Origin of the sequence: Marinilactibacillus sp. 15R (genome assembly GCF_001895285.1) — a bacterium.
Lineage (GTDB): Bacteria > Bacillota > Bacilli > Lactobacillales > Carnobacteriaceae_A > Marinilactibacillus > Marinilactibacillus piezotolerans.
Window position 1 is genome coordinate 2726867 of sequence record NZ_CP017761.1, and the last position, 13555, is coordinate 2740421.

The window sequence follows — 13555 nt, forward strand, 5'->3', positions numbered from 1 at the left end:
AAGGCTATGAGCAAGAAAAATTCGATGTCTAGTTCATTATAATTTTATATTCGAATCCTTTTCGATATAATTATCTGACAGAACATAAAAACGCTTCACAGGAGGAGCAGATCAATGAAACTTGTTCAATATTATAAGAAAACTTCTGCACTAACTACACGACTTGGAATTGAGACCCTTCATGGTTTGGTCAGTGTAAAACTATTATGTGAGTATTTTAAAGAAAGTCGTGAATTCACAATGGAAGCAGTCATTATAGATAGTGATGGTCAATTAGAGCAGTTACAAAAATGGATCGAAAAAATAGAATCTTCAGAAATTAAAATTGAAAAGTTTATTGAACGAAAAGATCAAATAACTTATCTTCCTGTGATTCAAAATCCAGAGAAAATTATTTGTGTTAGTATGAATTATTTGGATCATGTGAAAGAAATGGATGGACAAATTCCCTTAAATCCTATTTTGTATAATAAATTTAACAATACACTAGCTGCTCACAAACAGGATATTCCACTTCCGCCTGTAGCCAGACAAGTAGATTATTCTGCTGAACTCGTTGTTGTTATTGGAAAAATAATGAAAAACGTTCAGAAAGAAAACGTATTTGATTGCGTATTGGGATATACGGTTGGAAATAATCTAACTGACCGTAAACTTCAAAAGAAATCTTCACAATGGATGCTTGGGAAAACGTTAGATTATTTTGCGCCTATCGGACCTAATGTTGTCACAAAAGATGAAATTTCTAATCTAAATAATTTGTATGTTACTTTGAAAGTGAATAACGAAATTGTTCAAAACGGAAATACTAAAGATATGATTTTTGATATCCCCTCAATTCTTAGTTATTTATCTAAACATCTCACCTTAAAACCTGGGGATTTAATTTTTACTGGAACGCCAAAAGGTGTCATCTTAGCTAAGCCAGCTGATGAACAAAATTGGTTGTCTCAAAATGATTTAGTCGAAGCTACCATATCCAATATTGGTACATTGCGTAATCAGATAAAGTAACGAAAAAGCAATGTATGCTTCCTTCTCAGGAAATACATTGCTTTTTCTAATAACATTAAGGTAATTCGATTGGCTCTGCTACTTCTTTTATATAGCCATGTCTTGGTATTTTTGATTGTTTCTGGAATGGATAACGCATGCCTAAAGTATGTTTGGCAATTTTTGTTGAGTGATCAGACATTCTTTCCAAGTTGGATACAATATCTACAAAAAGAATACCATCTGACGGTAAACCAACGCCTTTATTCAATCGCTCAATAAATTTGCTGCGGATATCATCTTCAAGTTTATTAACATCTTTTTCCCGTTTTAACACTTTTCCGGCTAGTGAATAACTATCCTTAGAGAAAGAGGCAACTGCATCTTTAATGTTTTGCTCAACTAGTTCGAATAATTTTACCAAATCATCATCGTAAAAGACTTTATCAACTTTTTCTTTATTATTTTTATTGTGCTTTTTATTAGCCCTCACAGCTTCTTGAATGTTTTTAATGACATTTTCAGAGTGATCTCCAATACGTTCAAGATATTTAGTCACATCTACTAATTTGGCATGTTCCGTTGAGTTCTGTAATGGAAGGTCTTCAACAGATATAAGCATCAGATATTCTGTCAGATATCCATCTATTTTATTAACAACTTCCTCAAGTTGCAACGTATTCAATCGACTTTTCTCATCTTGATTTTTATAATAATCAAACATAGATTTGAATTCTTCTGAAACGAATTCACCCATTTGTTCAATTTCAAGTTTTGCCTGATTCAAGGCAATTGAAGGAGCTGTTTGAATAATTGAATAGTCCAAATTAGAAGAATCATATTCAATCAATGCATCATCTCCTGGAACAAGCTTAGTCACTAGAGCAGCAATCTGGCTGATAAACCACATTTGGACGAGAACATTGAACACATTGAACATACCATGCGCAAATGCAATCTGCATTGCTGCATTTAAGCTGAATTGAGTGGATAAGAAACTGACTAGACTTGTAAATGGACTGAGCAGCAATAGAATAATGGCCGTTCCAGACAAGTTGAATATTACATGAGAAGCTGATGTCCGTTTAGCAGCTACACTTGCTCCGATTGCGGCTAAAATTGCTGTAATCGTTGTTCCGATGTTGCTTCCGAATAAGATAGGCAGCGCTGCATCCAGGCTCATACTTCCTTGGCTATACAACTCTTGAAGAATTCCAATTGTTGCTGATGAGCTTTGCAGCATAAATGTAAATAACGTCCCTGAAATTACACCTAGAATTGGATTATGCGATAAAGTTACCATCGCATTTGTAAAGACTTCTAAATCTTCAAGCGGACGTAAGCCGTCTCCCATTAATTCCAACCCATAAAATAATGCTCCGAACCCGAAAATTACTTGTCCTAAGCTATTAATAAACGGTCGTTTGAAGAAAAAGAGTAAAAGCGCACCTACTGCGATAATTGGCAAAGCATAAGCTCCTATATCAAACCCAATAATAAAAGCCGTGACTGTCGTTCCAATATTTGCGCCCATCACGATTCCAATTGCCTGTTTCAACTTCATGAATCCGGCACTTACCAGACCGACTGTCAAAACAGTAGTTCCGCTACTACTTTGAATCAAGACTGTTACAACGATTCCAGCTAGAACCGCTCGAAATGGTGTTGATGTAAATTTATTTAAAATATCACGCAAATTATCTCCAGCTGATCTTTGCAGGCCATCTCCCATATATTTTAATCCAAAAAGGAAAATACCAAGTCCGCCTAAGAACTGAAAAATGATTTGTTGTACATCCACTATTTTATACCCTCCGTATAGTCGTTACATATTTTGGTTATGGATAACTTGAAGCTACACATACTGTATATTTCACCAGTACCGTAACAATCGAATTCAGAGTTTCCAATCTTATCTTAAATGTTAATTTACAATAAATGAACAAAAAATTTACAAATTAGAGTATTTTAATCTCACTTATAGACTTTAAAAAATGTATTTTGCATTCGATACTGATCTCAATTTCCTCAGTATGTCTTATTTCCGAAACCAACCATTATTCAGCTATTTTATTGTTCGGAAAACACATGGAAACGACAAAAAGATTCCGCTTACATTATCTTTAAATTCGCTCATCTGAATTCTAACAATTTTCGCTGTTCTTTACAAAATGTTCACATAAAGTTAACAATTTAGTTTGTTCATTAATGGCTGCTCTTTTACACTTGTTATTCTTTCTGTTTAAACACCTTTCTTATGTAAATTTCAAGCTAAAAAATGATTGATTTTCTATATTCAATAACGATTTTTGGTAGAATAAATTAACTACGTCAAAAGGAGTGGATCTACTATGAAAATGAAATATACAAAAGCTGAACATAGCTGGATGTTTTATGATTGGGCTGGTTCAGCTTTTTCCATTATCGTGACGACTGCTGTGTTTCCAATATACTACAGCAGCGCTGCAGAATTATCGGGAGTTTCTGATGCAAACTCTACAGCCTATTTAGGCTATACGATATCTATTTTCACTTTTATCGTAGCACTTCTTTCGCCCTTGCTGGGCACAATAGCAGATATTCAAGGTTTCAAAAAACGCTTTTTCCTTACTTTCTTTTCACTTGGAGTATTAGGAACTTTAAGTCTTGCATTGGTTCCTCACACATCATGGATATTTTTACTGATTGGTTATGCAATTGCTTCAATCGGAACGTCTGGGGCTAATGTCTTTTATGATGGCTTTCTAGTAGATGTGACCGAACCTGACAGGATGAACCGCGTTTCTTCAAGGGGATTCAGCTTAGGCTATATCGGAAGTAGTATTCCATTTATTATTAGTATTGGATTTATTTTACTTGCCCAGAATGAAGTGATTCCTATTTCTACTGTCAATGCTACTCGTCTGGCTTTTGTCTTGACTGCCTTATGGTGGGGATTGTTCAGTTTACCAATGATTCGAAATGTAGAACAGATTCATGGTGTTCCACGCAGACCACGATTAATCAAAAGTAGTTTTAAAAGATTATTCAGTACGTTTCAACAACTTAAGCATTACCGGGCAGCTTTCACTTTTCTGATTGCCTATATGTTCTACATTGATGGTGTTGGAACGATCATTTCAATGTCTACTGCTTATGGAAAAGATTTAGGTTTGGCATCCACTGACTTACTGGTTGTTTTGTTCGCTGTTCAAGTCGTAGCTGCTCCATTCGCTATTCTTTATGGTCGGTTAGCTGACCGCTTCCCGGGAAAGACGATGATCTATGTAGCAATCATTGTGTACATAGGTGTTTGTACTTATGCTTTCTTTATGAATACACTGACAGATTTCTGGATTCTAGCTATGTTGATCGCCACTTCCCAAGGGGGAATCCAAGCTTTAAGTCGAGCATATTTTGGACGAATCATCCCTAAACATAAAGCAAGTGAATTTTTCGGACTTTATGATATTTTCGGTCGGTTCGCTTCCATCATCGGCCCAGCATTAGTTGCGGTTATCACGCAAGCCACTGGACAATCCAATTATGGAGTATTTAGTCTGATTATTTTATTCCTCGTCGGGTTCTTTGTTTTAACTCAAGTTCCTGAATCAGAGACCAACAGCGATGCTATTCAAGAATCTATCTGATTTCAAGCTTTTTATTCAAATGATTTAGTCTGATAGAAACGAAAAAGACCTTTAAGATCAGATATTTTTATCTGCCTCTAAGGGTCTTTTCGTTTTGTTTATTTTTATGAGCCAAAATTGCTCAATAAAGTTACCATATGTTCTATTCCCTGATAAAAGTCTTTTAACCTGACATTTTCATTAGGAGCATGTGCACCTGATTTAGCCCATCCTGTTCCGCTTCCAAGAATAGGAACCTTTAAGTACTTTCCAAATCCATGCATTGGCCCAGTTCCTGGAGAATTAGGATTTAAGACAACATCCTCACCATAAACTTTCTTTGCTGAATTAAGTACTATGTCTACAAAGGGATCACTCAAGTCCGTTCGAAAAGATTTTTCTCCCGTCAATAATTTTAGCTGAACATCATTGAACCCATTTTTATCCCAATGTTTTCTAATGACTTTATAAACGTCATTCGGATCCATTCCCGGTACTAAGCGCACATCAATCTTAGCTTGTGCTTTTCTTGGTAATACCGTTTTGGATCCTGGACCTATATAACCAGATAATAACCCAGAAATGGTTAAGGTCGGATATAAGATCAATGCTTCTTGAGGTGTTCTATCCATTTTTTCTACAATCAAAGGATTTTTCAGCCCATAGTTTTCTTTTAATTTATCCGCATTAAAAGGGATCTTTTCAACAAAGGATCTTTCCAGTTCGGTCGGTGGTTTCATCATCTCATAGAAACCGTCAATGGTGACCTGATGATCTTTTGTCCTGAGCGAACTTAGTGCGTGTGTCAGTCTCCAGGCTGCATTATCTACTACGGCACCTTTTGAAGAGTGAATGTCAACATCAGCACTTTCTACCCAGGCGTCAAAATAAGCAATTCCTTTAATTCCGGCATCAATAGTAAAACGTTCTTCACTATCTTTGCTTCCAGATTCCCAGATACAAGCATCAGCTTCGAATAAATCTGCATATTTCTCTAAATACAAATCGATGTTCGGACTACCAATTTCTTCTTCTCCCTCGACTAGAAATTTCACTTTACAAGGCAGACCTTCTTCTGATTCGTTCAACAACTGGATAGCATTCAATCGTGCCATAAAGTTTGCTTTATTATCAGATACTCCCCGGCAATAAAGGATCTCATCAATAATTGTAGGCTCAAAAGGAGTGGTCTTCCATTCATCCAATGGGTCTTCTGGCTGAACATCATAGTGATTGTAAAAGAGTAACGTTTTTTCAGCATTTCCTTTTTGTCCTGCTTCAAAAAATCCATAAACGATTGGATGACCACCAAGATCATTCAATAATTCAGCTTTACCACCAAATTCTTCAATTAAACTTTTTACAAATTCGGCTGTCTCTGAAATCATTCTTCCCTGCGTTGAGACAGATTCTAATCTCAAATAGTCAAAAAATTGTTTCTGATTCTGTTCAGCTGTTTCCTTAAACTTAGTCTTCGGTATCTCTTTCACTATATTCCTCCTTTACTTTCCAAAGTCTTGTAATAAATACGCCATATGAGCCGTTCCTTCAAAGAAATCTTTAAGACGAACAGATTCGTTTGGTGCGTGTGCTTTTGAATTAGCCCAACCACAGCCACTGCTTAAAACAGGTAAGTTCAGATATTTATCAAAATTATACATCGGTCCTGTCCCCGCATTGTTAGGTGACAATACAACATCTGTTCCTTCTCCGTAAGCTTTTTTGGCTGATTCAACAACTATATCGACAAAATTGTTTTTCAAATCTGATCGGAATGCTTTTTGTGCTTTAATAAGATCTAATTTAACATCCTCAAATCCATTTTTGTCTAAGTGAGTTCTAATCAGTTTATGGATCTTCTCTGGATCTTGACCAGGAACAATACGGCAATCCAGCTTGGCTGAAGCAGCTCTAGGTAAAACAGTTTTAGATCCAGGACCAGTATAACCGGAAATAAATCCACAGATTGTCATTGTCGGATAAAAGGCTAAAGCTTCATTTGGTGTCCATTCTAAATCTTTTGTGATGAGTGGATGTTTTAATCCATAAAGTTCCTTTGTCTTTTCTTCATCAAATGGTTTCCGGGCAACGACTTCTTTTTCAAAGTCAGTAGGCGGTGTAATATCATCATAAAAACCTTCTACTAAGACTTGATTATCTGCATTTCTCAAACTTGCCAATGCATGAGTTAATCTCCATGCTGCATTATCTACTACCGCACCAATTGAAGAGTGAATATCAACATCGTCACTTTCAACATATAAATCAAAATAAGCCATTCCTTTAATCCCGGCTTCGATAACATAATTTTCATCTTCATCTTTGCCACCGAACTCCCAGATACAAGCATCACTTTTGAATAAATCAGCATATTTTTCCAAGTATCCGCCTAAAGACGGGCTTCCATTCTCTTCTTCTCCTTCAATCAAAAATTTTACGTTACAAGATAGACCTTCTTCAGAATCCAGTAAGGCCTGGATCGCATTCAGTCTTACCATCAAATTTGCTTTATTGTCAGCTACTCCACGACAATAAAGGATATCGTCTTTTACTGTAGGCTCAAAAGGTGCACTTTCCCATTCATCAATTGGGTCTTCTGGTTGAACATCATAATGATTGTAAAAAAGTAATGTTTTATCTTTATTGCCTCCCTTACCCGCTGGGAAGAATCCATATACGACTGGATTTCCACCTAGATCATCTAAAACTTGTACTTCTCCACCAGTTTTTTCCAGCATACCTTTAACATATTCCACTGTTTCAGGAATCTTTCTATCTTGGGTTGAGACTGAATCCAGTCTCAGATAGTCATAAAATTCATCCATCCTGCTATCAATCACATCTTGCAATTTCATTTTTAATGTATCCATGAGTGTTACTTCCTACTTTCTGATAATGTTTATAGTAAAAGTAAATATGTTCCAAGACTTGCTCAATATCAAAAAAAGCTGACTTTAAGTAATCTTTTAAATTCTAGAATTAAACCTAGATTTCATTAAGATTTTACTTAAAATCAGCCTCCATATAATTTTTTATTATTATGTTTATGCGTATTTCTGTCCTTCTCTTAGTAACTTTTCACGTTTTTTGCGATACAATTCTACTTCGTCCTGATGACAATAGATATAGTGCTCTGGCGCAATTTCGTGTAACCCAACTTTAGTCAGATCTTCGTATTGATGATACTTAGGATCATATTCTGTTCTGATTCGATTTCGCTCCGATTCTGGATCAGGAGTGGGTATAGCTGATAAAAGAGATTCAGTGTACGGATGAAGCGGCGCCTGATACAATTCATCTGCCTCAGCAATTTCAAGTATTCGACCACTATTCATTACACCTATCCGGTCACTAATATATTTCACCATAGATAAATCATGCGCAATAAATAGGTAAGTTAAGTTATTTTCCTTTTTCAGTTCTTTTAATAGATTTACTACTTGGGCTTGAATCGATACATCAAGAGCTGATATGGCTTCATCTGCTATAATAAAATCAGGTTCTACTGCTAGTGCCCGGGCAATCCCTACACGTTGACACTGTCCTCCAGAAAACTCTTTTGGATAGCGGTTAGCAAATTCTTTACTCAAGCCTACTTGTTCAAGCAATTCATACACTCTTTCATTGCGTTCACTACTATTTTTGTAGAGACCATGAACTTTTAGGGCGCCACCAATAATATCTTTCACTGTAATTCTCGGATTAAGTGATGCATAAGGATCTTGAAAAATCATCTGCATGGATTTACGAAAATCTAAAAGATTCCGTCGTCCTTTGATCTTGGTGATATCTTGTCCTTTATACAGAATTTGTCCACCAGTAATATCTCCCAGCTTAATCAATGCTCGACCAGTTGTTGATTTACCGCTACCAGACTCTCCAACTAATCCAAAAGTTTCTCCTTTATATATATTAAAACTAACGTCATTTACGGCTCTAACTTCATTTCTTTTGCCTTCGTTAAAATACTGCTTGTATCCGGAAATTTCAACAATCGACTGTTTTTCTTTAACCTCTGCTACCAACTACTTCACCTCCTACCTGATTATTGATCTTTTTTTCAGCAAATAAACGCTGATATTTTGCTTTACGTCTAACGACTTCTGCTGGAGGGGTTACATCCGGTGCCTCATTATGCAATAACCACGTTTTTGCATAATGGGTATCAGTGACTTTGAACATTTCCGGTTCTTGTTCAAAATCAATGGCTAAAGCAAATTCATTCCTGGAAGCAAATGCATCTCCAACTGGTGGATGCAGTAAGTTCGGTGGTGAGCCTGGAATATTATAGAGATCCGTCTGGTTAACATCCAAGGTCGGCATAGATGCTAGTAAGCCCCAAGTATAAGGATGCATTGGATTATAAAAAATTTCATCTGCTGTACCGATCTCAACAATTTGGCCTGCATACATTACCGCAACTCGGTCTGCCATCTGGGCTACTACCCCTAGATCATGCGTAATAAAAATGATTGATGTATCCAGTTCCTTTTTCAGATTATTCATCAAGCTTAAAATCTGCGCTTGTATCGTTACATCCAATGCTGTAGTTGGTTCATCAGCAATTAAAATTTTAGGTTCACAAGCTAACGAGATAGCGATCATAACCCGCTGTCTCATACCACCAGAAAACTGATGCGGATAATGTTTATGTGTTTGTTCCGGATTCTTGATTCCTACTAGTCTCATTAATTCTATAGCTTTATTTCTAGCCTTTTCACTTGATAAATGCTGATGCTTGATCATCGGTTCAGCAATTTGTCTACCCACTTGCATTGTTGGATTTAAAGAGGTCATTGGATCCTGGAAAATCATGGCTATATCATTACCGCGAATCTCTTGCATTTCTTTATCTGAAATGGTTAATAGATCTTTGCCTTCAAATAGTATCTGACCACTTTCGATAATCGAATTTTTTTTAGGTAACAATCGGTTAACTGCTTTGGTAGAAACAGATTTACCTGAACCTGACTCGCCAACGATTGCTAATGTTTCTCCTTTTTTCAGTTCAAAATTCACCCCTCGAACAGCTTGGACTTTCCCCTCAAAGGTTTTAAAAGAAATAGCCAGATCCTTAATTTCCAGCACATTTGTGTTATCCATTTTGTTCACCTCTATCTTTCCTTTTCCTACTATTATAATAGGGCGCAGACATTCTTTACGCCCTATCATAATTACCACTAATTATTTTCACATTCGATTACTCTTGTGGATCTAATGTCCATTCATGGACATTGTATAGAGATCCTGCCCAGTACTCATTAATTCCACCATTCAAGTAGTCCACTTGAACTGAGAATTGAGAATCAGAGTACAACGGAACGATTACAGCCTGGTCTTGCATATATTGTTGTAATTCTAGATAGATTTCATATCTTTCATCAAAGGTTGTTGCTTCATTACCTTGAGCCAATAAGTCATCAATCACTGGGTCAGCAGTTGCTGTATTATTGGAAGAGGCGCCCGTTTGGATATAGCTTGAAACATTTGGGTCCACTGTATGTCCAAATCCCATTAGACCTATATCATAATCCAAGTCTTGAGCTGTTTGCAGCCATGTCGGGAAGTCATAATTCTGTTGATCAACTTTGACTCCAATATCTGTTAGTGCTTGTTGGATCAAGTTACCATTTTGTTCTCTGACGGCATTTCCAGTTGGAACACCAAATTTAAGTGTCTGACTGAAATCAAAACCAGCATCTTCCAGCATTTGTTTTGCTAATTCTGGATCATATTCCAACGGTTCGATCTCATCAGAATGGTAAGGGCTAGCTGAAGTATACATACTTGATAATACTTCTCCCCGTCCTTCTAGCAAGTTATCTACAGTCAATTGACGATCGATTGCGTGAATGAATGCCTTACGCACTTCTGGATCCGGGAATTTTTCATTATTGATGATCATATATTGACCATTGAAACTTGGATTTTCTTGTACTTCTAAACCTTCAATATCTTCTAAAAGTGAAATATCTTGAATTGGAACCATTCCGATACCACCACCTGCAGCCATGTGTAAATTACCTGCCTGGAATTCAGTAACCATCGCTGTACCATTCATGATTCTTCCATAGATTGTTTCAATTTTCGGTGCGCCTCTATAGTAATCTTCGTTTGCTTCGAGCTGAACATAGTTATCATTGTCATATTCTACGAATTTATATGGTCCACTAAATACAGAGGGTTGTGTTGCTGCTTCAGAGTTTGAAATTTCTGATGGTTCCATTTCTCCAAAAATATGTTCCGGTGCAATCAGAACATCAAATCCTACGAATTCTTTCATTAAAGCGACATCGACAGGAGTTTTTGTTGTAATGGTTAATGACTTATCGCCTGTTACCTCTACTCCTGAAAGTTCTTCTGCGCCTTCTTCCAAGACACCTGAATCATCTGTCCCTTCAATCATTGCGATACGTGTACCTAAAGATGTTTCAACTTCAGGATTAGCAATAGCATTCAACGTGAAAGCTACGTCATCTGCCGTAACAGGTTCTCCATCTGTCCAGTTAGCATCAGGATCAATTTCAATGCTGAATACTTGATTGTCTTCAGTTTCAAAGCTAGATGCCAAAGCACTTTCCCATGAGTCTGCTTCTGGCATGACGAGTAAGCTGTCATACATAAAACGTTGAATCCATTTCCCAGCAATACCTGGAGCATAGAACGGATTAAAACTGTCTGGTGCATTGGTCATCCCCACCATTAGTGTACTGGTGTCGCCTTCTTCTGCTTGCGGAACACTACTTTCTCCTTCAGCTCCACCTTCTGCTGCATCTTCTGGACCAGGAACTGCAGAATCCCCACACGCTGCAAGAACCATCGTTGAAGCAAAAATCGTTGCTCCAAATTTTAATTTTGTTTTCCAATTTGACATGAAATTTCTCCCCTTTTAAATAGACTTTCCCCGTGTAAATCTTTTTCTACTATGAATTGAATGCCTATAAATCTTTTTTCTACTATGAACTGAATTCCGTATAAATCTATTTTTATAAAAGCTTTTGAATCACTAAATCAACTTATCTCTTATCCTTTGTTTTCTCCTTCGATTGCTTCTCTTAAACCTTCTCCAATAAAGTTGATAGAAAGTACTGCCACGAAAATCAGAATACCAGCTGGTACCCATCGCCATGGTTCGGAAGTCAATACTCGAATGGATTGTGCCTGAGACAAGATATTCCCCCAGCTGGGTCTAGGCGGCTGCACTCCAACCCCCAAGAAACTAAGTGATGCTTCAGTTAGAATGGCTGTAGCAATCCCAAAAGTAGCATTAACCAGAATAGGAGAAATAACATTCGGCAAGATGTGTACAAACATAATTCCAAATGTTGAATATCCTGTAGCTTCTGCTGCCAAGACAAAATCCTGTTCTTTCAATGTCAACACTTGTCCACGAACCAGCCTACACAGCGGTGGCCAACTCAACACTCCTAAGACAATCGTTACCACCCATATTCCTGAGCCAAGGAGTGAAACCAAGGTCAAAATGACTAAGAAAAACGGAAACGACATAAAGGCTTCTGTCACTCGCATGATTGTGGCATCAATGAATCCACCAAAGTAACCTGACACTAATCCTAGAGATGTTCCAATTACTACATAGATAGCAACCGAACAAATCCCGACAATCATAGATACTTGTGTTCCGTGAATCAACCTGGTCAAGGTATCTCTACCAATATCATCTGTTCCTAAAAAGAAATTATCGTAAGGAGCAGCTTGAAATCTTCCCACAGAAGCGTCTCTGGCATGCGGTGCAAGCTGATTCGCAAAGACTGCAATTAAAATCATGGTTATAAAGATCCCCAAACTTACGACAGCTACTTTATTTTTGAAAAATCGCTTAGCAATTGTCTTAACGTAACTATCTCCATTAGTAACTACCTGTTCTGCCGAACTTCCAGGGAAATTTGCACGTTCAGCAGTATCTGCTAAGTGAAAAAGTGACTCTGACTTACTATTTCTACCTACATTTTGAGCCATCTACTCTCTCCCTTTCATTAGTTATATTTGATTCGCGGATCGACTACAGCATACATAATATCTACTAACAAGTTCGCGACTAAAACGACTACAGCAGATAACATCGTAACAGCCATCAAAATCGGATAATCCCGCTGCTGGATCGCTGTTATTGTTAATCGTCCTAAACCCGGCCACTGGAAGATCTGCTCTGTAACGATTGCTCCCCCAACCAATCTAGGCAGATCCGTTCCAATAATTGTAATAACTGGAATCATTGCATTTCTTAATCCGTGCTTTGTTAAAATTGTTTTTGAAGCTAACCCTTTTGCTGTAGCGGTTCGCATATAGTTTTCTCCATAAACTTGTATCATCGTTGAACGCATATACCTTGACATGTTCGCTATATAAAATGCTGAAAGTACAATAACAGGTAGTATGAGGTGTCTAATGACTTCAAAGAACCCACCATCTCCACCTAATTCTGTCATCCCGCCAGTCGGCAACCATCCTAACTGAACAGCAAAGATATAGATCAGTCCAAGTCCCAAGAAAAAGTTAGGAATTGAGACACCGATAAATGATCCACCAGTCAGCAGGTTATCAATCCATGTACCCTGTTTTCTAGCACTGATAATCCCCAGTGGAATCGCAATGATATATGAAAACAACAATGTTGAACCCATCAGAACAACTGTCGGAATCAATCTAGAAAGGATAATGGGCAGTACTGGATATCTAGTTGAAAATGAATTGCCTAAATCCAGTGTTAATGCTCTTCCTAACCAGCGAATATATTGAATCGGCATTGGTTGATCTAACCCTAGAGCACGTTCAGTTGCGGCAATCTGTTCTGCAGTAGCATCCGGCATAACATATAATTCAGCTGGATTCCCAGGCGTTAAATTCACCATTAAAAATGCAGCCATCGAAATCATAATCAACACTGGAATAGCTGTTAATAGTCGTTTCGTGATAAATTTTTGCATATTTTC

The 13555-nt window shown here is 37.3% G+C and carries 10 protein-coding genes; 2 read left to right on the plus strand and 8 right to left on the minus strand.

The genetic code is table 11. The annotated features are described in order from the left end of the window. The first annotated feature begins 114 nt into the window (after positions 1–114). Complete coding sequence (locus tag BKP56_RS13385; protein ID WP_072695802.1) at positions 115–1014, plus strand: fumarylacetoacetate hydrolase family protein; 900 nt, start codon at positions 115–117, stop codon at positions 1012–1014. Positions 1015–1069: 55 nt separating this feature from the next. Here the strand turns inward: BKP56_RS13385 and BKP56_RS13390 are convergent, their stop codons facing one another. Further along, complete coding sequence (locus tag BKP56_RS13390) at positions 1070–2794, minus strand: Na/Pi cotransporter family protein (RefSeq protein ID WP_072695804.1); 1725 nt, start codon at positions 2792–2794, stop codon at positions 1070–1072. 550 nt (positions 2795–3344) lie between these two features. On the opposite strand from BKP56_RS13390, the gene BKP56_RS13395 reads away from it, so the two are divergent. Continuing rightward, positions 3345–4622: an MFS transporter gene (locus BKP56_RS13395; RefSeq protein ID WP_072695806.1), complete on the plus strand. Its 1278-nt coding sequence runs from the start codon at positions 3345–3347 to the stop codon at positions 4620–4622. A gap of 104 nt (positions 4623–4726) precedes the next feature. On the opposite strand, the gene BKP56_RS13400 is transcribed toward BKP56_RS13395, so the two are convergent. The 7 genes from BKP56_RS13400 to BKP56_RS13430 form a co-directional block, all read right to left on the minus strand. Beyond that, complete coding sequence (locus tag BKP56_RS13400) at positions 4727–6091, minus strand: M20/M25/M40 family metallo-hydrolase (RefSeq protein WP_072695809.1); 1365 nt, start codon at positions 6089–6091, stop codon at positions 4727–4729. A gap of 12 nt (positions 6092–6103) precedes the next feature. Next, positions 6104–7471 (minus strand): M20/M25/M40 family metallo-hydrolase, encoded by a 1368-nt coding sequence (locus BKP56_RS13405; RefSeq protein ID WP_072695811.1) that lies wholly within the window; start codon positions 7469–7471, stop codon positions 6104–6106. A 174-nt stretch (positions 7472–7645) separates the two neighbouring features. After that, positions 7646–8626: an ABC transporter ATP-binding protein gene (locus tag BKP56_RS13410; RefSeq protein ID WP_072695813.1), complete on the minus strand. Its 981-nt coding sequence runs from the start codon at positions 8624–8626 to the stop codon at positions 7646–7648. Then, on the minus strand, positions 8610–9704 hold the full coding sequence (locus BKP56_RS13415; protein WP_072695815.1) for an ABC transporter ATP-binding protein: 1095 nt from the start codon (positions 9702–9704) through the stop codon (positions 8610–8612). The genes BKP56_RS13410 and BKP56_RS13415 overlap by 17 nt, the downstream gene beginning before the upstream one ends. A gap of 97 nt (positions 9705–9801) precedes the next feature. Beyond that, on the minus strand, positions 9802–11475 hold the full coding sequence (locus BKP56_RS13420) for an ABC transporter substrate-binding protein (RefSeq protein WP_072695817.1): 1674 nt from the start codon (positions 11473–11475) through the stop codon (positions 9802–9804). Positions 11476–11624: 149 nt separating this feature from the next. After that, a complete protein-coding gene (locus tag BKP56_RS13425) occupies positions 11625–12581 on the minus strand; it encodes an ABC transporter permease (RefSeq protein WP_083540592.1) in 957 nt (318 codons plus the stop codon). A 17-nt stretch (positions 12582–12598) separates the two neighbouring features. After that, positions 12599–13549, minus strand: a complete 951-nt coding sequence (locus BKP56_RS13430) for an ABC transporter permease (protein ID WP_072695819.1) — start codon at positions 13547–13549, stop codon at positions 12599–12601. Between the last annotated feature and the right edge of the window lie 6 nt (positions 13550–13555).